General features: G+C 68.3%; 19 protein-coding genes and 2 pseudogenes. 5 read left to right on the forward strand and 16 right to left on the reverse strand.

Annotated features, from left to right (window positions below; genetic code table 11):
* Nucleotides 1-2: 2 nt before the first annotated feature.
* From ACIQM4_RS27735 to ACIQM4_RS27745, 3 genes are all read right to left on the reverse strand, one after another.
* On the reverse strand, nt 3-920 hold the full coding sequence (locus tag ACIQM4_RS27735; RefSeq protein WP_401596953.1) for a DUF6192 family protein: 918 nt from the start codon (nt 918-920) through the stop codon (nt 3-5).
* A gap of 227 nt (nt 921-1,147) precedes the next feature.
* Complete coding sequence (locus tag ACIQM4_RS27740) at nt 1,148-1,726, reverse strand: hypothetical protein (RefSeq protein ID WP_401596956.1); 579 nt, start codon at nt 1,724-1,726, stop codon at nt 1,148-1,150.
* Nucleotides 1,723-2,793: a tyrosine-type recombinase/integrase gene (locus ACIQM4_RS27745; protein ID WP_401596959.1), complete on the reverse strand. Its 1,071-nt coding sequence runs from the start codon at nt 2,791-2,793 to the stop codon at nt 1,723-1,725. Before ACIQM4_RS27745 ends, ACIQM4_RS27740 begins: the two co-directional genes overlap by 4 nt.
* A gap of 245 nt (nt 2,794-3,038) precedes the next feature.
* Here ACIQM4_RS27745 and ACIQM4_RS27750 point away from each other — a divergent pair, with 245 nt between their 5' ends.
* Complete coding sequence (locus ACIQM4_RS27750; RefSeq protein ID WP_401596962.1) at nt 3,039-3,974, forward strand: hypothetical protein; 936 nt, start codon at nt 3,039-3,041, stop codon at nt 3,972-3,974.
* 282 nt (nt 3,975-4,256) lie between these two features.
* Here ACIQM4_RS27750 and ACIQM4_RS27755 read toward each other — a convergent pair whose 3' ends face one another.
* From ACIQM4_RS27755 to ACIQM4_RS27775, 5 genes and pseudogenes are all read right to left on the reverse strand, one after another.
* Nucleotides 4,257-5,552, reverse strand: coding sequence for a DUF4241 domain-containing protein (locus ACIQM4_RS27755; RefSeq protein ID WP_401596964.1), 1,296 nt, complete (start codon nt 5,550-5,552; stop codon nt 4,257-4,259).
* Nucleotides 5,553-5,963: 411 nt separating this feature from the next.
* Nucleotides 5,964-6,233, reverse strand: a complete 270-nt coding sequence (locus tag ACIQM4_RS27760; RefSeq protein WP_401596965.1) for a hypothetical protein — start codon at nt 6,231-6,233, stop codon at nt 5,964-5,966.
* Nucleotides 6,234-6,549: 316 nt separating this feature from the next.
* A pseudogene (locus ACIQM4_RS27765) lies at nt 6,550-6,870 on the reverse strand (transposase); the annotation flags it as partial.
* A gap of 220 nt (nt 6,871-7,090) precedes the next feature.
* The gene (locus ACIQM4_RS27770; RefSeq protein ID WP_401597473.1) at nt 7,091-7,600 is read right to left on the reverse strand and encodes a PLAT/LH2 domain-containing protein; all 510 of its coding nucleotides are present in this window, start codon (nt 7,598-7,600) and stop codon (nt 7,091-7,093) included.
* 243 nt (nt 7,601-7,843) lie between these two features.
* Entirely contained in the window at nt 7,844-8,332 is a 489-nt protein-coding gene (locus tag ACIQM4_RS27775) for a GNAT family N-acetyltransferase (RefSeq protein ID WP_401596968.1), read from the reverse strand.
* Between the two features lie 111 nt (nt 8,333-8,443).
* On the opposite strand from ACIQM4_RS27775, the gene ACIQM4_RS27780 reads away from it, so the two are divergent.
* Complete coding sequence (locus ACIQM4_RS27780; RefSeq protein ID WP_401596971.1) at nt 8,444-8,806, forward strand: VOC family protein; 363 nt, start codon at nt 8,444-8,446, stop codon at nt 8,804-8,806.
* Between the two features lie 59 nt (nt 8,807-8,865).
* Here ACIQM4_RS27780 and ACIQM4_RS27785 read toward each other — a convergent pair whose 3' ends face one another.
* The 3 genes from ACIQM4_RS27785 to ACIQM4_RS27795 all read right to left on the reverse strand — a co-directional run bounded on the left by ACIQM4_RS27785 (nt 8,866) and on the right by ACIQM4_RS27795 (nt 11,421).
* On the reverse strand, nt 8,866-9,738 hold the full coding sequence (locus tag ACIQM4_RS27785) for a hypothetical protein (RefSeq protein ID WP_401596973.1): 873 nt from the start codon (nt 9,736-9,738) through the stop codon (nt 8,866-8,868).
* Nucleotides 9,735-11,207 carry an MBL fold metallo-hydrolase gene (locus ACIQM4_RS27790; protein WP_401596976.1) on the reverse strand — a complete coding sequence of 491 codons (1,473 nt, stop codon included), beginning with the start codon at nt 11,205-11,207 and terminating at the stop codon, nt 9,735-9,737. Before ACIQM4_RS27790 ends, ACIQM4_RS27785 begins: the two co-directional genes overlap by 4 nt.
* 82 nt (nt 11,208-11,289) lie before the next feature.
* Nucleotides 11,290-11,421, reverse strand: a complete 132-nt coding sequence (locus tag ACIQM4_RS27795) for a hypothetical protein (protein ID WP_401596979.1) — start codon at nt 11,419-11,421, stop codon at nt 11,290-11,292.
* 198 nt (nt 11,422-11,619) lie between these two features.
* On the opposite strand from ACIQM4_RS27795, the gene ACIQM4_RS27800 reads away from it, so the two are divergent.
* Nucleotides 11,620-12,993 (forward strand): hypothetical protein, encoded by a 1,374-nt coding sequence (locus ACIQM4_RS27800; RefSeq protein WP_401596982.1) that lies wholly within the window; start codon nt 11,620-11,622, stop codon nt 12,991-12,993.
* A 58-nt stretch (nt 12,994-13,051) separates the two neighbouring features.
* On the opposite strand, the gene ACIQM4_RS27805 is transcribed toward ACIQM4_RS27800, so the two are convergent.
* From ACIQM4_RS27805 to ACIQM4_RS27815, 3 genes are all read right to left on the reverse strand, one after another.
* Nucleotides 13,052-13,543: a kinase gene (locus ACIQM4_RS27805; protein WP_401596985.1), complete on the reverse strand. Its 492-nt coding sequence runs from the start codon at nt 13,541-13,543 to the stop codon at nt 13,052-13,054.
* Nucleotides 13,540-13,809, reverse strand: coding sequence for a hypothetical protein (locus tag ACIQM4_RS27810; RefSeq protein WP_401596988.1), 270 nt, complete (start codon nt 13,807-13,809; stop codon nt 13,540-13,542). The genes ACIQM4_RS27805 and ACIQM4_RS27810 overlap by 4 nt, the downstream gene beginning before the upstream one ends.
* Before the next feature lie 172 nt (nt 13,810-13,981).
* Complete coding sequence (locus ACIQM4_RS27815; protein WP_401596991.1) at nt 13,982-15,046, reverse strand: hypothetical protein; 1,065 nt, start codon at nt 15,044-15,046, stop codon at nt 13,982-13,984.
* A gap of 83 nt (nt 15,047-15,129) precedes the next feature.
* On the opposite strand from ACIQM4_RS27815, the gene ACIQM4_RS27820 reads away from it, so the two are divergent.
* Entirely contained in the window at nt 15,130-17,205 is a 2,076-nt protein-coding gene (locus ACIQM4_RS27820) for a tetratricopeptide repeat protein (RefSeq protein ID WP_401596993.1), read from the forward strand.
* Between the two features lie 170 nt (nt 17,206-17,375).
* Here ACIQM4_RS27820 and ACIQM4_RS27825 read toward each other — a convergent pair whose 3' ends face one another.
* Nucleotides 17,376-17,549: a DUF805 domain-containing protein gene (locus ACIQM4_RS27825; protein WP_401596996.1), complete on the reverse strand. Its 174-nt coding sequence runs from the start codon at nt 17,547-17,549 to the stop codon at nt 17,376-17,378.
* A gap of 620 nt (nt 17,550-18,169) precedes the next feature.
* Nucleotides 18,170-21,137 (reverse strand): annotated as a pseudogene (locus tag ACIQM4_RS27830) (RHS repeat-associated core domain-containing protein).
* Between ACIQM4_RS27830 and ACIQM4_RS27835 the strand changes: the two are divergent.
* Nucleotides 21,103-21,594, forward strand: coding sequence for a hypothetical protein (locus tag ACIQM4_RS27835; RefSeq protein ID WP_401597502.1), 492 nt, complete (start codon nt 21,103-21,105; stop codon nt 21,592-21,594). The pseudogene ACIQM4_RS27830 and the gene ACIQM4_RS27835 overlap by 35 nt on opposite strands.
* Nucleotides 21,595-21,702: the final 108 nt, after the last annotated feature.

Consider the following 21,702-nt stretch of genomic DNA (forward strand, 5'->3'; position numbering starts at 1 on the left):
GTCTACTCGCCCCGCAGGAGTTTGGCGAGTTCCTCATGTACGTCGACCTCGCCTGTGTCGACGGCGGTGAGGATCCATTCGCAGGTGGCCCGCACCCTGTCGACATTGCGGTGCACGGTCTCGCGTTCGTCCTCGGAGAAGGGCCGCTCGCGCACTGAGGGCACGATCCGCCCCGTGGCCGCGACGAACCGCTGGCAGGCACCGACCAGGTCCAGGAACTCCAGAGCATGATTGATCCTACGCACCGTCGGCTCGAACGGCTCCTGGGCACCCGTGGACTGCTGTTCATGCGCCTCGCGCAGCTGGCGGGACTGCTCAACCTGCGCATGATTGACCTGATGACGGGCCGTGTCGTCGGTCATGGCCTTGAACGCCACCGACGGACGGCGCAGCAGATCCCTCGCCACCTGGCTGGCGACCTGCTCGTCGGCGACCAGGTCGTGCACGGCCTCGATCTTCTCCTGCACCGTCTCAGGCTTGGGGCCGTGATAGCCGACCCGCTGCCGGCTCGTCTCCGGGGTCCACCGCTGCTTGCCGGTCCGTTCGTCCAGCGGCGGATTCCTGATCGCCTCCCACCGCTCGGCGGGATCCGAGATCGCCGCGAGGATCTGGTGCGTGCTGAAGGCCACCCCGGGGCACCGGTGCCGTTCGGGGAACCTACTGGACACCCACCGGTACTCCCTGACCGTGTTGTAGGGGACGTTGATGTCCTCCGACAGCCGGTGCAGCCACGCCGCCACACCGAACAAGTCATCCCCCACGGATCGCCCGCCGTGCTCCTGCATCGGGGCGATCTCCAGCGCGCCGTCGCCGATGATGAACTGGCTCCTCGACAACTTCTCGACGGCCTCACGCAACTGCTCCACGAGCTGCTCGTACCGCTCTGTGCTGACGCTGCCGACCTTCTCCGTACCGGGCACCGTGCCCACCCCCTGCCAGGACGGAGCACGACCGGATGGCCGTGAAGGGAACTCCGGTCCGCCTGGTACCGGCAGCGTCCGCCCGCCAGCCTGGGCCGGAAAGGCGCATCACGGTGGCCCAGGGAGCACCCGAAAGCTCTCCGTAAAGCCCCTGCCTGGCCGATGACGTCCGGAGGGGCAGGAGGGCACCAAGCGGTACGAGGTGCGTGTACGAGATCGTTCAGGGTTCAAAGATGGGTTCTCAGGATCGCGCGAAGTCGTGCGACCTCGCCGTTGACGCGGTCGCGTCCGAAGATCCGCCAGGCCAGGGTGAGCCGCTGGAAGCTGCCGAGCCGGTGGAACTCGTTGAAGCCACCGAGCAGATAGGCGTGCGCCGCGAGATAGGGGCGGACCTCGTCGCCCGCCCAGGCGGGCGCGTGCTGGCGGAACTCGGCCTGAGTGCGGCCGAGTAGGTGGAACCATTCCTCTTCGGTCCAGCCCCAGAAGGTCCTGCCGGTCTCCGCGCACCGCGTCAGCAGCACCGCGACCACGTCGAGCATGGCCCGTCGGCGATGCGGGGTGGGCGGGGAGTCCAGTGCGGCGTTGACCGCCTCCAGCGGGCCCAGCAGTCGCTCGATCACGCGCCAGCCCGGCGCGGACGGGTCGTGGTGCTGCAGCCGCCGCAGATTTTGCACGCCCAGGTCGGCCACGGCCCTCGCCTCGGCGGGCCGCACCGCCACCGAGGTGCTGTCGCGGGGTGGGGAAATCGGCCAGGACCAGCGTCCGGCCCCGTCCTCGGCGGCGATGGCCGGCAGTGGTGCGGTCACCGCGACACCTCCCGCGTCGTGGCGTCCGCGGAGGTGAGCATCTGTATTCGCCAGGCATGGATGTGCTCCATACCGCGGGCCAGCTTGTCGGCCAGATCCCGGCCCGACAGGTGGATGTACTGGAGCGTGGAATCGGTGGCGCGGTGGCCGGCGAAGGTCGCGATCGCGTGCAACTCCCATCCCATCCGGGCCAGATCGGTCAGACACAGATGCCGGGTGGCGTGGGTCGAGAATCGCGGGACACCGGCCTCCAAGGCGATCCGGCGGACAACCTTCGACCAGGTCCACAGGGTCAGCGGCTGTCCGTGGTTGCGCCGGGACTCCGACAGGAACAGCGGCCCCCTGGCCCGGCTGATCGTGGCTCGGTGGGCGAGGTAGGCCGACATCAGCATGCCGGTCGACGCCGAGTACGGCACCACCCGCTCCAGCCGGTTCTTCGTCGTCTCCGCCCGTACCCTCAGCGTCCGGTGAGCCGGATCGAGGTCGTCGGTCCGCAGGGAGCACAGCTCCTCTCGCCGCAGCGCGGAATCGTAGGCCAGAGCCAGCATCACCCGGTTGCGAACCGGCTCCACCCGCGCGACCTGCGGGATCCCCAGCCACTGCTGTTCGCTGGGAATCCACGGCAGCTTCGTGAGCCGCGGCACCAGTCCGCGCTGCTGCCCGCCCCGCAGGCGCCCAGGGGTGTAGCGGCCCCGGCCCACCGGGTTCGACTCGCGCAGACCCTCCTCAATGAGGAAGTCGTAGAACAGGCGGACCGGCACCAGGCGCTGCTGGATTGTGGCGTTCGCCAGTCCCGACCCCGAGTCGATCGCCACCACGTTCGCACCACGACGGTGCGGCCGTGACGCCACCTCCCTTACGTAGACGGCAATATGGGCGCGGTTCGCGATGACCGGATCGACGTCCTCCCGCTCGCACATCACCAGGTACTCGGCCAGTCCGCGGGCGTAGGCGTCGATCGTTCTCGGCGCCCGACCGAGATCAGTCCAGATCTGCAGCCACACCGCCGCCTGCTCATGCCGGCCCAGCACCGGCCACTTCTCCATCAGCACCGTCGTGCCGCTCAAGCCACCTCCCAAATCCGTGGTTGCACCGGGGAGACATGATCACCCCGGTCAGATTCCACGTAACTTTTAAGATGCTGAAGCGCCAGATGTTCGGCCGCGCAGGATTCGAACTTCTCCGCAAGCGCGTCCTCTTGTCATGAGCACCGAAGCCAGAACCGTCGAGCATAAGCCGGGGCCGGGAACAGCAGCGCGAGTGCGCATGTGATCATGGACGAGTTGCATTCCTTCGCCCGCGAGGTGGTCTTTTGACGAAGGTGGCACTGCGTCCATACGCACTGTTGCCTCGGCAGTACGACGAACGGAAAGCGCTGGCCTCCACGATCGATGCGTGGGGCCGTGCTCTCTGGCTGATCTGCCCTGACGCCCGCTTCCCCTTCCGGCGGTCCGGCCGGGACGTGCCAGCGCCTCTGAAACTGCCCTTCACCGCCGTCGTCGTCATGAGCGATCGCGGCAAAGTCCGTGAACATCCCCTTCACCAAGTGGCCGTGGACCCGACGGCCTTCGATGCCCTGCCGGGCGGCGGTTTCGTCCTCTCCGGCAGCGGAGGGCCCAACGCACGGTCCGGCCAGATCTTCGGCCCGGACGGCCGTTCCCGGCGCCGGTTCCCGATGGGCACGCGCCTCACTCACCTGGTCGCGGGCCGCCGGGCCGGCTTCTGGACCGGCTACGCCGAGGAAGGGATCTACAGCGGCGACCGCGTCAGCGCCGGCGCCCTGGTTCGCTGGGACGCCAGAGGCAACCCCGCGTGGTCCCTGCATCCTCCGGAGCCGCACCACCTTGTGGCGGAGGTCAGCACCGTCAACGTCTCCGACTCCGCAGTCCACGCGATGTACTGGCCCGGTGCACCGCTCGCCGCAACGGACTCCACCGGAGTGCTCCGCATCCGTGACCTGCCAGTATCGGCACCACGCGGCCTGGCAATTCGGGATGACCGGCTGCTTCTGCTCGCAGGGGGCGAGCGGGGCCGGATTACTCGGGCGGATACCGTCCACCACCTCCAACTGACGGCCGACGGAGCGGTCATCACCGACCGTGAAAGCCTCATCCTCCCGAACGGTGACCCCGTCAGACGTTACGCCCGCCGCATCTGCCGGGGCCCGGACATATTCCTGCAGACTCCCCGCTCACTCCGGCAATGGTGGGTACTGACTATTCCTCCCCTGGCCACCCGGTCTCGATGACACTGCGGCCTTGAACCTGAAGAATCCACCACAGCTCGTGACCGAGCGTCATCACCCCACACCAAGTGGACCAGAGCCCGAGAACGGGAGTCGTTGGTCGATGAGCGCGGGAGGCAACCCGAAGGCGGCCAAGTCGATGTTCACGAGTTCGGGAGGCACCCGCCGCTGACCTGGTGGGTACATGTACCCCGGACTCCAGGCGCCGAGCGTTGTGAACCGTACTGCCGAGATCATCACCAGCTGCAACCAGACTGGCAACTGCGGCCGCAGGCAGGACCCTGCCTACACAGCCGCATCGGTGGGGGTTGCGTCCCGCTCCGGGAGCAGCTCGGGCATCCCCTCCACCAGCACCACTACGCCGATTACCTCACCGGCCTCGGAACGGCCGACCCACACCGGGTAGGTACCGTCCCCGGTCGTCGCGAAGGACATGAGCTCGCCGCCGGAAGCCTCGTCCCAGGTGCGCTGCATGAACATGGAACCGTCGTCGATGTCCTCGTACCCGTCCAGGTCCGACTCCCCCCGGATCAGCCCCCGCTCGAAGAGCGCGATCAGCGGCTCCCAGGCCCCGGCGTCGGCGAAGCAGCCGGCGGCACCGTCGGTGTCGAAGCCGGCTATCTGCTGCTCAATGAACAGCCGGGGATCGTCGTCCGGACCGAGTGCCATCTCCCAGGTGGCGGCAGTGGTCTCGCTTACGAGCAGGCGGACGGCCGTGGGTTTTGTGGTCGTGACCTCGGCGTCCCGCCACTCGCAGTGGTAGCTGAAGCGGACCAGCGCCTCGTCAAGTACGTACTCCCCGGGCGGGACGGGGATCGTGATGCGCGGCCCGTCGCCGTGGTCGATGTCTGGGCCGGAGACGGCCGGCAGCCCGCTGGGAACGTGCAGGGTGCCTACCCGGCGCGGCTCCACGACGGTCATCTCGGGGTGGTACCCGTCGGTCACGCGCACCCCGGGCCGGAACAACTCGTTGATCGGCCCGGGCTGCGCGGGGCGCGGCGGATGCCAGCAGGTGTCGGGGGCGTCTCCGTCACTTGCCTCGGCCACCTCAGCCACCTCGAAGGCCGGCGGCTCAGTGAGCCCGTGTACCCGGGCCGAGAGCAGCGACAACTCCTCGAAGGCGGGGCGGTCCATCCAGCGCTCGTCGTCCCGGAGTCCGGGCGAGGTGGTGTAGGAGCCCCCGCCCTGCCCCTGCCGCTCCTCCGTCCGTCGGCCCCTCCCGTCCGGGAAGAGGTCCATGGTGATGCGTGGGCACGCCTTGTCGAACTCCGCCATCTCTGGGCCTGTGTAGTACCAGCCGACGGAGTACCGGCGCAGCAGCCGCGACGGGTCGTCCAGCAGCCGCATGTCCAGGTCGTAGGTGCGGCGGCCCTGGGCGTCGTAGACCCACAACCCGACGTAGTGGTCTCGCCAGGAGACGAGCCGGACTTCCAGCGGAGCCTCCCGGCCCGGCTCCCGGTACACCACCACGTACGGAAGCCCGGCGGCATCCCGCTCCCGGGCCTCCTCGGCGGATATCGGCCGCCAGGGCGCACAAGCCTCCAGGTCCCACGCCTGCGCGTACCCCACCTCGACGACCATTGCCGCTCCTCTTCCTGCAACCTGCCTTGCTTCTGTGCTGAGGTGCAAGGTAGCCGCTGCCTGTGACAACGGCCCTACTGGGCGGGCGGCGGGCCAGCTCCGGCGCCCAGACGGTCGTGCCGGTGATCCGGTCCATGGCCCGCTCAGCGAGTGGCTTGCCAGCGCGATCCGTTGAGCCGCCGGCACCTCATCGACATTGATCAAGCAACAGGGTGACGTGGTGACTCCCGAAGCCGTCGACAAACGACTCCCGTTCTCGGTTCTGGCAAAGATCTTGGGGAGCGGTCACGGAGGGTGTCCAGACCGCTTCACGTGCGCTGGCTCGTCCTCGAACGGGTGAGACTGGCCCCTGCATACTGGCCGGATGAACGCGCGTCGGCCGTACCTGAGCCGTGGCCACCGCCCGTTCGATCACCCACCAGCAGGCAGTGTGGAACGCAAGCGCTTGATCGTCCGCAAAACCTCGGTCCGGTTCTTCGCGACTTTCAACCAGGTGGGAAGCCGTTCGACCAGACTTGTCGGGGCCCAAGGCACAAGCTCTCCGCGCTCACGAAGTTTGGCCCCCACGTAGGCCTCCAGCAGATCGAGATGACGCACGTTATAGGCCCACAGGACGTGTCCACAGCAGCTCGTCTGCAACCACACCGGTTGCTGGAAGTAAGGATCGACAGGGCTGCCCATGACAGCAGAGTCGACCTTCCGATCCTTGAAGGAGCCGCACCCCGTGCACCGCAGCCGCCGATGGAGATCCAGGCTCCCGTAGCCGGCAGCCTTCTCATCTGCCGGGATCTCGGGGTGGGGCGTGACAGTGGCACACCCATCACACCGAGGACAGCGCACCAGAACCTCATCACGGAAGTCATATCCGTACTTGCGTTCGCGTCGGTCTCGAAACCGGTCGCCGAACGCCTCTACATTCCCGCTCATTTGGTCAGCCTGCCAGAACCCGCCATCTTGCTCGTCGTGGGTACCGACGGCCTAGGCACTGTTTCTCGGATCATGTTCTGAGCCAGATGACGAGTGCTGCGAGCGTGACGGTACCGAGGTAGATGTAGGCGCGTTTCTCGTAGCGGGTGGCGACGGCCCGGAAGCCCTTGCGGCGGTTGATGGTGCGTTCGACGGTGTTGCGCTTCTTGTAGCGCTCGCTGTCGAAGCCGGTGGGGCGACCGCCTCGGGAGCCTCGGTTCTTGCGGTGTCTTTGCTGGTCAAGGCGTTCGGGAATCGTGTGCGGGATGCCGCGCCGTCGCAGGTAGCGGCGGTTTCTGCGCGACGTGTACGCCTTGTCCGCCAGGACACGGTCAGGCCGGGTGCGAGGCCGTCGAGCGGGCTGTCATCGACCGGTTGGTAGCCGAAGGGAGCGCGGGTGTTCTGTGGCGGGCCGTTGGCTTGGTGACAGCCGCCGCAGTCCGTGCCGGCGGACGGCGCCGAGGCCGCCGCAGCGTCCGGCGGTCCGACACCGCTGGACGGCATCTCAAGATCCGCCCCCACCCGTCCGGGCCTGGTTGAGACCGGACGGGTGGGGCCTTGCTTGGCGTGCCTCAGAACGTGTCCCGCAAGGGAGCCCTATTGGTCCTGTCCGTGAAGTCGCCGTGCGGGTCGAGCCAGAAGCTGCCGTGGCCGTTGTCGTGGTCACCCTCGCCGCCGTAGTACTTCTCGCCCTTGTCGGTGATGAGGGTGAGCTTACGGAACTGCCACTTGTCGGTGACCACGCCCTCGACCGTGGCTACGCTGAGGCTCACGTCATACGGTGTGACGCAGGTGTTCGGGACGGTGACGGTGTACTCGTCCTCGTCACCGTTCTCAAAATCGTTTCCGTGCCCTTCGAGCGCAGACGTGCGGTCAGCGGTAACGATCTCGCCCTTGGGGCCGTAGCAGTAGACCTGAGCGAACACGTCGGCGTCCGTCCCAGCGCCCGTGTCGGTACCTGTGGCGATCTTGAGGGTCCACTGAAGATCAGCGGCCTGCGCTGGACCGGCAGACGTAGCCAGCAGGACAGCCGCTGCGCAGCTCGCTGTTGCTGCAGCCAGCGCCCGTGTGGGGAGGTGCATCTTGTATTTCCACTTCGTTCGGAACACGCCGCTTCGACATACGGCGTCGAAACGTCGAACGGCCGTGGGCCCTGCGAGGAAACGATGTCGGCGATGTCTTCCCTCGTGTGGAGGAGACGCCGATGCTCGTCCGGCCAGTGCAGGGTGGCCAGTGCCGGGTCGGCGAGGAAGCGGTCAAAGCCGAAGCTGAGGCAGCCGTCCCGGCGGCGGGCCATCAGCGGGCCGAGGTCGTTGAGCTTCATGTCAGGTACCGCTCTCCAGTCCGTACAGTTCGTAGGGGACGGTTCCGGTCTCGGTGTCCCGGTCGGCGGTGCCGATGCGGGTGAACCCGACTTTGGCCAGGACGCGGCCGGAGGCGGGGTTGTCGGGGTGGTGCATGGCCTCCAGCCGAGTGAGACCCGCGGTGGTGAAGGCGGTGGCGACGACCTGGCGGGCGGCGTGGGAGGCGTGGCCGTGGCCCCAACTGTCCTCCCGGAGGATGTAGCTGAGGGTGCCCATGGTCGGGGTGCGCCGGCGCAGGGAGATCAGGCCGATCAGATCGCTCTCGTGGAGGATGCTCCAGCTCCACTGTGAGCGGGGGATTTCAGCGGCTCGGGCGAGAGCCGTGCGGATCTTGTCGTGTGCCTGGTCAAGGGTGAGCGGCCTGCCAGTGGTGTGCCGGATGGAGGCCCCGCTGTAGATGCGGGTGAGGGCGGCTGCGTCGTCGGGGCGCAGTGCACGCAGGGTCACCATGCGGAGGTCAGCTCCTTCCCCGTGGGCCGGGCTGCAGAAAAAAGGCGGCGAATGTTCAGACGTGACTACCCCGGCGCACCTAAGATGAGACGCCCCATCGGAGGTATCCCCATGCTGTTCCACCACGTGCGGACCGTCATGGTCTTCGCTGATGACCCGTCAGTATCAGCGGCCTGGTGGGGTGAGCTCCTCGACGCTCCTGTGAAAACCGACATCAGTCCTACGGGTGACGTGTACGCGTGGGTCGACGCCGCCGGCATCGAGCTGGGATTCCACCCCGCCGACGACCAGCACAACCCCCGCGGTGGCAGCCCCGTCGTGTATTGGCACGTCGACGACGTTGACCAGGCCCGAGAACGGCTCCTCGCCGCCGGCTGCGAACACCACCGCGGGCCCTTGGACATCGAGCCCGGGCGCCGCATCGCCCAACTGCGAGACCCGTTCGGCACGATCATCGGCATCGACGGCCCCTGACCCCCGAACGCCCGGATGCCCGGCCCCCCTCGGCAAGGGGGCCGGGCATCCGCGCGTTCTCATATCAGGCCGTGCAGACTCTCCAGCCCTGTCGCCGCGGCGAACGCCCGCAACGCCGTCCGCAGCCCGGCCGCCGACCACCCGCCGCCGTACACGGCCGTCGCACTGCGGTACATCGCTGCAACCCGGGTCGGCGCGATCTCGTGCCCAGCCTGCCGAAGCACCGCTGGCAGCGTCACGAGATCGATCAGTCCCGTCACGTCCGGCCTCAGCGTCTCCACGTCCAGCAGGACCGCCGTGCCGTCCGCCCGCACCCGCAGATGCTCGGGCTTCAGGTCAAGGTGGCCGAACGGCACGAGGTTTGGCCCGTACGCCTCGCGGTGCGCGCAGATCACGTCCGCCCACGCGGAACGGTCCACGATCCAGAGCGGCCCTGCTGCCTCGCCCAGCCGGAAGGGTGCCATCGCCGTTGCGGCGTCCGGCGCCAGCCGCAGCGATGCCGTGTGCACCGCCGCCACCCGGTCCACCAGGACCTCCGGGAAAGCCGGGCGCGGGGCGAAGGGCTTCGGCAGGTACTCGATCACCATCGACAGGGACCGGGGCGACTCGTCGTGCAGGAGGGCGACCGGCGCTGTCTGGTCCAGCAGTGTGTACGCCAGCGACTCTCCCGCGTACGCGGCCGGGTCGGCGTGGAGTTTGAGGGCCGCCGTTCCGGCTGGCGTGTGCACTGCGACGACGGCCGCCGTGTACCGGGCCGCGAGCAGCGTCAACCGCCCGTCGATACCCGGGTGATCGCGCTCCAGCACCTCCCGCGCCCGTGCCAGTACCGCGTCCTGGTCCCGCGGCATCGGGTTCGCGAGCCACCCGGCGGGGCGGACCCGTGCCAGGCCGGCCAGGGATTCCGCGGCTGTTGCCGGTGCCGTCGTCGTCATGACGATCCCGCTGTGACACCGATGCTGCTGGCCATGTGCGCGTACGACTGTGCCGCGAGGTCCGGGCGCTGGTGCTCGCCGTAGATCCCGAAGAACGCGTACACCAGGCTGTCCAGAGGCGCTCCTACGCCCCAGCACTCCATCGCCCCGCCCGCGACGTCCCACACCTGCAACCGACCCTGCAGCAGTGCCACGAAGTCCTGGAAGAACACCTCCGCACCGAAGGGGTACACGGCCATGGCCTCTTCCCGTCCGGTCGCCTTGACCTGTACGAACGAGGCCGTCGTCACGTCCCACGCGAATTGCAGCAGTTCCCCGCACGGGCCGTCCTTGAGCCGCAGCACCGCACGGTGCGCGCCCAGTGGACCGGATAGGTACTCGTGGACGGAACACGCCAGCATTCCCGTCCCTGTGGCCAGGAGCTCGCGCCCCAGGCGCGGCAGTTCCGCAAGGACCGTCTCCATCGCGGCATCACCATCGGCCGGCCGGTCGGAGAGCGGCGACAGTTCTACCGGGCCCGGGTCGGCGAGGAACGCCGCGTGCTGGACCAGAGCCTGTGCCTCGAACGTGTCGTCGGGCCGCACCCAGGCCACCGTGCGCACCGTCACCCGCGCGTCGGTCGATGCGGGCACGCTCAGCCGGTCGCCCGGCCGGGGGCCGTGCACATGGAACAGGCCCTGGAGGCTGTTCGCCGCATCGGCCATCGCCGGGTGGTCCGAGTACAGGAACGGTCCGTGCGGTGAGGCGGGCGGAAGGAACCCGTTCCCGCACAGCGCGACGTCCCTGACTCCGTCCAGTGGCTCCAGCACCTCCAGCAGCAGCTGGTTGAGGACGCTGAGCCCGGTCTTGTGCCGGGTGCCCGCCACGCCCGGCAGCAGATTCACCGACGACGCCGGCATTCCGTTCGGCACGATCTGGGAGTTGTTCGACACCACCGCCATGCGCGGCACCGGTGCGGTGCCCTCCTGCACGGCTTGGAGGTACAGGTCCGAGACGTCCGCGTCGACTGCGACGAACACGGACGGCCCGTCCTGGACGCGGATGCAGGGCTGGACCACACGGTCCTCCCAGAACAGCGTCTTGGCGCCCGCCGGGTACAGCGTCACCCGCAGGTCCCCCAGCTCGATCGGTTGCGTGTGGTCGAGCCGGTGCACCGAGAACCCCAGGCGCTCGATCGCCTCACTGACCGGCGCGGGCAGCATCGGCCCGCTGAAGACCGGCGTGGAGCGGTCCAGCAGGTCCAGCGACGGCAGATGGAAGTGGTCGAGGTGCTCGTGGGTCAGGATCACCGCGTCCGGTGCGGGCATCGCCGCGGTGTCGACCTCGCGCGGCGGCCACACCCGGCACTCAGCACGGCCCGACAGGCCGAACGCAGGCTTCAGGACAGGATCAATCAGGATGCTGCGGCCGGCCCCCTGGACGAGCCAGGTCTGGTGGCCAAGGAACGTCAGGTCTAAGCGTGTGTCCACTGCTGCTCTCCTCTGCAAGTCCATGGTCCGGGAGCCCGCCAGGGGGCGGGGCAGGCCAACCCCCGCCTCCTGGCGGATCCGGTCAGTGGTGGTACGTGTGCGGAGCCGCGGTCAGCGCGCCGGTGCCGACGAACCGGGCGATCTTCGCCTGGAGCGTCGCAACCGCCTTCGGGTCGACCTTGACCGCAGGCTTCGGGGTGGTGGTGGTCTTCATCTGCACTGCCTCCTTGAACGCGCCGTCCCGCCCCCTGATGGGCACTGTCGGACGGGTGCAACCCAGTGCGACATCACCCGGCCGTCACCGTCCGGGGTGCTGTTCCTGGGTCTGACATTCAGTCAACCGCCGTGCCTGCAACGGCGGTACGGTGAGGTACGGGGTAAGCGGTATATCGGGTATACGGGGCAGGGACACATGGCCACACGGACGCCGAACCACCAGCTCAAAGAGCTCATCGCCGAAGCGGGACTCACCTACGACGCCCTCGCCCGCCAGGTCCGGGCCGTCGCCGCCGAGTGCGGCGCCACCGTCCGGACGAACAAGTCCGCCGTCGAGCACTGGACGGCCGGGACCCGGCCCGCCGCGCCCACCGTCCGCTACCTCATCACCGCGCTGTCCCGGCGCCTGGGCCGGCTCCTGACCCCCACCGATCTCGGACTGCCCGACCTGGGAGAGGATGAAAGCCTCGGACTCACGTGGGGAGACGACCCGATGACCTCCCTCCTGCCGATGTGGCGGCACGAACTCGACCGGCGCCAGTTCCTGTCCACGTCGGCCTACTCCGTCGCCGCCGCCGCGCTGCCCCTCGCGCACGTCCAGGAGATTGCCGACCGGACCAGCACCGCCCGCACCGGCCGCCTCATCGGCATGGCCGAAGTCCACGCCGTCCGCGACATGGTGAGCATGTTCTCCGAGATGGACGAACGCCACGGTGGCCAGCACGGCCGCAGCGCCCTCATCACCTACCTGCGTGACGACGTCGCCCCCCTCGTGCGGGGCCGCTTCGCCACTGACGACATCCGCCGGCAGATGCTGTCAGCCGCAAGCCGCGGCGTGCACCTGCTCGGCTGGAAGTCCTACGACGCCGGACAACAGGGCCTCGCCCAGCGCTACTACCTTCAGTCCTACGCCCTCGCCGCCGAATCCGGCATCACCGGCCACGACGGATTCGTCATGCGGACCATGGCCATGCAGGGCCTCAAGATCCACCGGCCCGAACACTGCCTCGCCCTCGCCGAGACCGGCCTTAACCGCGCGAAAGGCCGCGTCGACGTACAGACCGAAGCCCTGTTCCGGATCGTCCACGCACACACCCTCGCGAAAGCCGGCCCCGCCCCGGCTGCCCTTGCCGAAATGAAACGCGCCCACGAACTCCTGGCCGCCGACCGAGGTGACGAAGTCCCCTATTGGGCCCTCACCTGGGGGCCGCCCACCGCCTCCGTCCACTCCCGCGCCGCCAAGGTGTTCGAGACATTGGACGACCACCGGTCCGCCGCCACCGAGTACGCCCGCGCGGCCGCCGTGCGGCCCGCCGGCACCTACGCGCGGATCGTCGCCCTGGACCTCGACGCCGCTGCGGAGATGCAACTGAAACGAGGCAGCATCGAGCAGGCGTGTGCCACCTGGGGGCGCGCCATGGACCACATGGACGGTGTCCGGTCGGTACGTACCCGTAAAGCCGTCGCCCGGATGCGCCGTGACCTCGCTCCCTACCGCGCCCGCAACGTACGAGCCGCGAGCGCACTGGACGTCCGCGCCCGCGACTTCCTCATCGCACTTGCTGTCTGACCCACAGTGCGACGGCGGCACCCAGGAAGGACTGAGCGGCCTGGCAATGGCGACGATGTCAGCGATCGACGGGGGGCACTCGGTCCAGACCGCTCTCGCGCAGGATCTGCTGGATGGTGTCGTCCAGGGTGCTGCTCGCGCCGATGACGCTCTCGAACTCGTCGGGCAGGAGATCCTCCTCCCGGTACCAGTCGCTGAGGTGAGCGGGGGTGACGTGTGTGAGGTATTCGGCATCCGGCTTCGTCGCGTGCCGACGCACCGTCTCTGCGTACGGCACATCGAGGTAGTAGCAGCGCGAGACACCACGATGGGCATGCACCAGGGCGTAGCGGGCGGTGAGGTCGATCAGGCCGATGTTGGCGCCGCCGGGCCGGTCGCGCTCGCGCAGCACGGTCCGGCGCAGGTTGTCCTGGCCGATGATGGCGAGGTTGCGGCCGAACTGCTCGCGCAGGCCGGTCGCGACGGATGATTTTCCCGAGGCGCTGTTGCCCCGGACCACGATCAGGCGCGTGTCCTCGGTACCTACGGTGTCGGGTGGGGTGGGCGTCACGCGGTCACGCTCTCCGGGCCGGGATCGCGCAGCGGGTTGGCGTGGCCGCAGTCCCCGCACGTCACGGTTTCGGGAAGGGTCTCGAACCTGCTGCCGGAGACCCCGAAGGACCCGTCGATGCGGTAGCCGCCGCAGTTCTGGCAGGGCGTGGCCTGGAAGGGTTTGTCGCAGCGGAAGCAGTCGCCGTCCGCGCTGGTCTGGTCGATGCGGGTGATTCGGGTGTCTGCGCTGCCGCAGCGGACGCAGAGCACTTCTTGGCTGTTCATGGTTCTGGTCTACCGCAGTTCCATGCCTCTGTTCCCCCCTGCTCCTGTTCAACCAGTGCTTGGCAGGGTGACGTTGCAGGGTGGGGATCGTTGGACCGGGTGACTCCACAGAGCCGGGCCCCGGGGCTGTCATGGCTGATTCCCCCGGGGCCCGTAATCGGGTCGTACGCGGCTACTGCGTGAGCGCGGCGAGGGCCTGCTCAATGAGCTGGACGCCCTGCGTCGCAGCCATGGTGGAGGTGCCTTCCAAAAGCTTGTTCTTGAGCTGGGTGGCGAACTGGCGCAGACGGCCGGGCTCGGGGCTGTCGGAGGTCGCCTCGTCGTGGAGGTCCTGGGCGACGCGCTCCAGTTCCACCCGGTCCTCGTCGGGCATCCCCAGGATGGTGCTGACCTGGCCGATGTACCCGGCGGCCTGGATGAACAAGGCCGGGTCGACGCCGTCGGTGTTGTTCTGCGTGAAGTGCTGCTGCTCGCCGATGATGACGCCCTTGGCGTTCGGCAGGTAGGTGTTGTACGTGGTGCCGGGGCGGGGTTGGTTGATGTGGTCCTGCACGCTTCCTCCTGCCAGGGCGCAGCTCGTGCCCTGAGATGTGATGGCGGCCGTGGCCGGGTCGGTGTCGATGTAGTCGATGAGGCGGTGTTCTGCCAGGTAGACGAGGGCCTGCTGCAGATCTGTTCCGCTGATCTCTGTTCCGGCGAAGTAGGAGCTGGGGGTCGCAAGGAACAGGGCCGGGTTGACGGGTGTCTGGTCGCTGCCGGCGTCGAAGAGCCACCGCAGCAGGGCGTCGATCGTGTGGCGGATCCGGGCGGCGCGGTCCTTCTGCAGGTCCTTCAGCTGGCGCGCGGCGACGCGGCCGGCATCAGTGAGACGGACATGGGGCCGGGCAGTGACCCCCATGGCGCGGAGGAGCTCCACCAGGCCGTGCTGGTCCAGCTGAAGGGCCAGGATGACCGGGTCTTCGTCCTCCAGCCGGAGCTCTTCGGGGAAAGCCGCGACGTTGATGTAGCCCGACGGGTTGTCCTTCTCACGGCCGTCCAGCCACAGCAGCAGCCGGGCAAGATAGCCGTTGCTCTCGGTCACCCCACTGCCCGGGACCGCGCCGGTGGTGACATCGATCTGGGCGGATACGCGGGGCGGGTTCCGTCGCTGCGCCCGCTCCAGGCTCTTGTTGGTCTCTTTGACCACGCCTTTCGCCCACCTGTCGATCTCACGCTTGTTGATTCCGCTGCGGGCCACGTGCGCTCCTGTCTCAGGTACTTCAGCCAAGGCTACGGACAGGGTCCGACAACGGAGGTGCCTTCCACCGGGACGCCAAGGGGGTGCCCACCACTCATGCAGGCACCCCCTTCTCAGCTGTCCGGCAGTCAGCTCTCCGTGTCCTGCGGGTCGGCGAGCCAGGTGACGACGTCGGCGTCGGTCATCAGGACCGCCTGCGTTTCGCGGGTGGTGTCCTGCTGGACGACGTGGAAGCGGCCCGGGAGAAGGTGATGCCGGTCATCCTACTCGACACCTTCGAGGACACCGGCGACCGCACGCACCGCGACCTGGAGCGCCTGCTGCAGCGAATCGTGTGGATGATGCCGAACGCGTTCTTCCTCGTGACCGGCCGCAACCGGCTCCAGTGGGCCGACCCCGGCCTCGAAGGGCAGCTCGACTTCACCGGCCCCCACGCATGGCCCGGCCTCGCCACCCACGACATCCCCCTCCCCCGCCCCGCGCCCGGCACCGTGCGGGGGCGGCAGGTCCTGATCGGTGACTTCAGCCCCGAGGACTGCGAGGACTACCTCGCCCGCCGCCTCACCACCCCCACCGGGCAGCCCCTACTTCCGGCAGGCCTGCGCAACGAGATCGCCGTCCGCTCGCACGGGCTGCCCCTGTATCTCGACCTGGCGGTGATGCGGGTCCTGGAGATCCGCCGCACCGGACGCATCCCCGCCCCGTCCGACTTCGACGGCGGCTTCCCCGCCCTGATCACCCGCACCCTCCAGGACCTCACCCCGCAGGAGCGGCATGTCCTGCGCGCCGCATCCCTCTTCGACGCCTTCGACACCGCCCTGGTCATGAAGACCGCCGCCCTCGCCCACGAGAGCGCCGCCCGCCGCCTCATCGAGCGGCCCTTCGTCCACGACAACCCCTTCGGCCTGTGGCCGTACTACCTGCACGCCCTGATCCGCACCACCCTGCGCACCACCGCCGACTCCACCGACGACCGCTGGAGCCCCACCGACTGGACACAGGCAGCCGGCCGCGCACTGGACGCACTCGGCACCCAGTGGCGGGGACACCGCAGCCCCGGCCGCCACCTCCTGATCGGCGTCCTGCGCCAAGGCCTCACCCTCGCCCGCGACTTCGACCTTGACCTCGGCTGGCTCACCGACGCCGCGTGGACCTACGTCAGCGACTCCGTGTGGGAACCACTCGCCCCACCCGCCAGACATGAAGACAGCGGCCCCCGGCTTGGTACGGCCGCCGACGCCCTGGTCGAACTCCTCAGCGCTATCGCCCGCCGCCAGCACCAGCACCGCTCCCACACCGCCGCCCGCCTCACATCGGTCATCGACAGCCACCTGCTCCCCGACGACCTGCAGGACATGGCCCTGTACTACCGGGCCAAAGCCCACCGCGACCTCGGAAACAGCCAGGCCTCCCGCACCGGCATGCAGGCCGTCGCCGACGGCCAGGGCCGCCTCGCCCCCGCCGCCCGACGCGGACTGGCCCATCTCGCCCGCATGGCCGGGGACTTCCCCACCGCCCTCACCACCGCCCACTCCCTGGGCTGGGAAGGCCGCCACCACCGCGTCCAGGGCGACATCTGGTGGCCCCACGGCGACATGAACCGCGCCGCCGACGCATACGCCGCCGCACGCGACGAAGCCGACACCCACGGCATCACCGGTGAACGCGGCAACAGCCAGGCCCACCGCGCCTTCGCCCTGGCCTTCACCGACCCGGCCACCGCCGACAGCGAACTCGACCTCACCGAGCAGCTCCTGGCTGGCCTGGATCTGCGCGCCACCACGCTGATCACGCACATCGCGGCACTCACCCGTGACGCGGGCCGCACCGACTCCCACATCGACAACCGCGGCCAGGCGCTGCGCGCCGAGATCACCGCAGCGGGCGTGACGTACACCGAGCTTGCCCTGGAGCTCGCGCTGGCGTTCCACCACGCCGTCCTCAACGATCAGGACCAGGTCGCTGCGACCATCGCCCGACTGCGCGAGCAAACTCGTGACGGCGACTATGCCTACTACCGCGACATCACTGCTTTCATGGCCGACCTGCCTCGCGAAGCGGCATCACCGGCCCGCTGGATCGACGGCGCAGAGCACACCCGGCGCCGATGGCGCAGCTTGGTCACTGCCCGGCGCACCCAGTTGGGAATCGAACTGTAGATAACGCAATGGAAGACAAGGGGCGGCCGCCACCCGCGCCCTTCCTTCGACAAACTGGCCAACTGGTCAAGGTGACAGCCACTTAGCCATTCACGAATGCTGCCTCATGCCAGTGCGGCGGGCTGCTCCGTTGCGGCTCTTGCTCGCACCCGCCAAGTAAACGAGCAGAATCACAGCACCCCCACAAGCGGGATGAAAATAAGGAGAATGTTCCACGCCGAACGCCCGGTATCGCGAAGACGGCGCGCCATCGCCGCATACGCAGGAAAGACGATGATTCCGGCCCATACGAGGGTCGAGTCAGGAAAGTTCGTCAATCGAGAGAGAACTTGGAAAGCTGCCAAGTAAGCGGTGCGGCCATCATGCCCTTATGGAAGGCCCATGCACTCCGGTCGCGCAACCAGGGAACCCGCCCGTGGCCGCACCCCGGTAGCCCCAATCTGCGTGCTGGCAATTGCCGAGCCCCAGTTGCAGTACTGGGGCGTGCCAGAAACGGTTCGGAAAATGCCCCCCGCCCCGCACCTGGCGCCACAGCAGCAGTCAGACGATAGAAATCACGTCAGCGAAAGCGCCAGCGGTCGTGTACCCACAGATCCGTGGGTACACGACCGCTGGCTCCTATTTTCCCTCGCTCACGGTCGAGCAGGTGAGGTGCCTCGGACGCGATGGCCTCGATCTCCAAGAGGACCGCGGTGTGCACCTCGATCGTTTCCGTTCCGCGTATAGGAGCCAAACATCCCTATAGGCGGCAAGGCCCTCAACTGCGCGCTTGGTTCCGTGATTGTCGCACCGTCACCAGTGTGGCGGCTACGGCGAAGGCGCCGGAGACGATGACAGTAGCCCACCACGGAGCACCCCCCAGGGTGAGGAAAACAGCAATGGCTACCAGGACAGCCAGGTAAATCGCAATCAGTTTTCGCATTCTAGGCCTCCTGGGCTGGGGGTCTACGAGGGCAATATTCTTCTAGTCACCACACGTGGCGAACATGCCGATTGCGGAGCCGACCAGGCCCCCGGCGGAGGTTACAGCTCCGCCTATGGCTGTCGCGCCAGCGGTGGAAGCTGCAACACCTGTTCCCGCGGTTGCGGCTGCACCGGCTCCGATTCCGAGTGCCGTCAGGGCAGCGGGCGCGGCAACGGCCAATCCGACGGCTGCAGCGCTTGCCCCGACTATCGTTCCGATGCACCCCAACGAGATGGTTCCGCTCGGGTCGATGCGGTTGATGGGGTCACCCTCTGCGTAGAGGTAGGGGTTCTTCTCTTGACCTGACGGGTCGGGGCTGGTGAAGCGGCCGATGCGCGGGTCGTAGTAGCGGGCCTTGAGGTGGTAGAGGCCGGTCGGGTCCTGGTAGCCGCCGGTGAAGCGGTACGGCTGGGGGGCTTGTTCGGTGAAGGTGCCGTCGACGCCGCGGGGGCTGTAGCGGTACTCGTTCACCTTCGCGCCGGTCTCGTCGGCCATGGCCAGCACGGAGCCGAGTGCGTCGGTGAGGTAGTAGTACGACTTGCCCCCGGTCGTCATGGAGTTGAGGGTGCCCGTGGGTTCCCGGTTGAATCCCATGTCGCCGGCCGGGTCGGTCTTGCCGGCCAGGCCCAACGGGCCGTTGTGCAGGGTGGTGTCGCCGTAGAAGAGGCGCTCGGACTGGTCGGTGGAGCCGTACAGGCCGTCGTACTTCTTCCCGCCGACGGTCACCGCCGTCTGCTGGGAGTGGTCGGACCAGACGCCGCCGGTGCGGGCCTGGATGACACCGCTGGCGCCTGCGGTTTCGTTGCCTGCCTTGTCGTAGCCCCAGCCGACCGTGGAGCCGGCGCGGGAGACGAGCTGGGAGGCGTCGTTGTAGGTCAGGGCGATGCCGGACGGGCAGCCCTTCGCTGAGCCCTGGGAGGTGAGGTTGCCTGCCGCGTCGTAGCAGTACTGGTAGGAGTCCTTGACGATGATCCCGGTCCTCTCCTCCGAGTAGGAGAAGCGGCCCGCGCTGTCGTACTGGTAGGACTTCACCAGCCCCTTGGCGCCGTCGGTGGCGGTGCGGATCTTGGTGCCGTCCTTCTTCACGCCCCCGGCCGTGTACTCGTAGTTGTACCCGGTGTTCGTCAGCAGGCCCTTGGGTGATGTGGCCTTGATCTGGGTCGGCCGGCCGGACTTGTCCGGGGTGACCTCCTGGACCGTGCCGCCCGGGTAAGTGGTCTTTGTACGCTTGTCGTTGGCGTTGTAGGCGTACGTCGTCGACTTGCCCGCGGGGTCCTTCAGGGCGGTGAGACGGTTGGCGGCGTCGTAGGTGTAGTCGGTCAGGCCGGCCGGGTCCTTGTAGGTGTCGACGTTGCCCGCGGGGGTGTAGGTCAGCTCGGTCTGGGAGCCGTCCTGGAGGATGCGGATCGTCTCGCGGGAGAGCGGGTCGAAGCGGTAGTTGATGACTCCGCCGTCGTCGGTGCGCTGCGAGAGGTTTGCCGTCGGCGTCGTAGACGTAGGTGACCGTGGTGGTCGAGGAGGAGACCTCGGTGATGCGGTCGCGGTTGTCGTAGGTGTAGACCGCGTTGACGCCGCGTCCGTCGGTCATCGTCTCGATGCGGCCGGCCGCGTCGTAGGTGTAGGTGGTCTTGCCGAGCGGGGCGGGCGGGGTGACCTCGACGAGGTTGCCCTCGCCGTCGTACTTGAACTTGGTGACCTTGCCGCGGGCGTCGGTGACCGTGCAGCGCTGGCCCTCGAAGCCGCCGCAGGTCGGGGTCGCCTTGTTGTACGAGAACTTCTCCGTGCCACCACCCGCGCCCGTGACCGCCACCGACTCGGTGTTGCCCGCCGCGTCGTAGGTGTAGTTGGTCTTCTCGCCGTCGGGGGTCTCCTGGTTGCCGGGGACGTCGATGCCCGACTTCGTGGTGTAGCCGCCCGCCAGCGCGGTTGCGCCGGAGGGGAGTTTGGAGGAGGTGGGGTTGTTGCGGGCGTCCCACCCGTAGACGGTCTCGTTGCCCGGGGTGGTGCCGACCCCCATCGCGTCCGTCGCTGTCTTGACGTTGTGGTTCGTGTCGTAGGACTTCGAGCGGGAGTGGCCGAGCGGGTCGGTGGTCTTGGTGACGCCGCCGTCCTTGTTCAGCTCGTAGGTGGTGGTGTGCTGTTCGGGGTCGGTGACCTTGGTCTTGTTCGTCTCGTAGACGTAGGTGTGGGTCGGGCCGGTGTGGGCGTTGCCGTTGAAGGCGGTGGCGCGTTGCATGGAGGTGAGGCGGTTCTGGGCGTCGTAGCCGAAGTTCGTCACCCGGCCGTCCGGGGTGGTGATCCTCGTCAGGCGGCGCGAGGAGTCGTAGTCGAAGAGCGTGGCCTTGCCGGCGGTGTCGGTGGTCTTCGTCAGATCGCCGGCCGGGTTGAGGTCGAAGACGGCGGTGCGGCCGGTGTGGTCCTTGGCCTGCCACTGCGAGGCGTCCGTCTTGACCAGGTCGACGAAGCGGCCCGAGCGGGTTTCGGTGAGCTTGAAGCCCTTGTGCTCCGCGCCTTCGTCGTGCTGGGTGACCGTGATGGTGCCGTTGTTGCGGTCGGTCACCTTGGTGAGGGTGCCGCCCGCGTTGTACGTGTCCTTGGAGCCGGACTTGCGGTCGGTGAGGGTGTACGTGCCGTCCGCGTTCTTCGTCAGGTCCTTCGAGTACCCGGCCGGGGTCGTGTACGTCCCGTCGGCCTTCTTCACGAAGCGCACCGACGCGCCGGTCGCGTCGAACCAGACGAACTCGGTGTCGCTGACCTGCGCGTAGCGCTCGTAACCCTGCCACCAGCGCTGGGAGACCTTGCCCCACGGGGCGTCCATCGAGTTGTACGTCCGTGACAGCTGCAGGCTCTGGCCCACACCCGCGACGTCGAAGTCGGTGCCGGCGAGCATCAGGTTGCCGGTCGAGTAGTTCACCCGCGCGACCAGGGAGTCGGTGATCCGGAAGTCCGAGATCTGGTGCCACGGCACCGCGCCCTGGCCCTTCGGAACCTCCGCGGCAGCCGGAGCGGCGGGGGCCGCCAGGCGGGCCTTCTGCGAGGAGTGGGCGCGCTGCTTCTGCGCGGCGCGCCACGCGGCGCGGTCCTTCGACGGGGCCGCCTCCGCGACCGGCGCCGGGGCCTTGTTCGTGCCGACCTTCACCGGCGGGATCGGCAGCTTCGCCGCGTCCTTCCCCCACACCGAGGACGCGGGCACCGGCGGCGGCTTCACCGGATCAGCCATCGCGGCCGGCAACGCGCCCGCACCCAGCGCCAACACCGACAGTGCCACGATCAGCGAGCGTCTCGCCCGTACATGGGCATGCTTCTGCATCAACTTCCCCCCACGGAAAGTCACTTACCGGTGGCCCCGTTGGTCACCGGAGGCGCACACGTTCACACAGATCCCCCATGGTTGTGCAGGCGGTGCCCCTAAACATCGAACGTAGGCGCACAGAAACAAGCCCCTCCGCTTCAGGGAGACATGCCATGACATCTCCTGAAGGAACCCTGGGTTCCGCCGTGAATCGGAAGGATCGACACCAGTGAATCTGGCT

The sequence above is a fragment of the Streptomyces sp. NPDC091272 genome (genome assembly GCF_044757485.1).
Classification (GTDB): domain Bacteria; phylum Actinomycetota; class Actinomycetes; order Streptomycetales; family Streptomycetaceae; genus Streptomyces.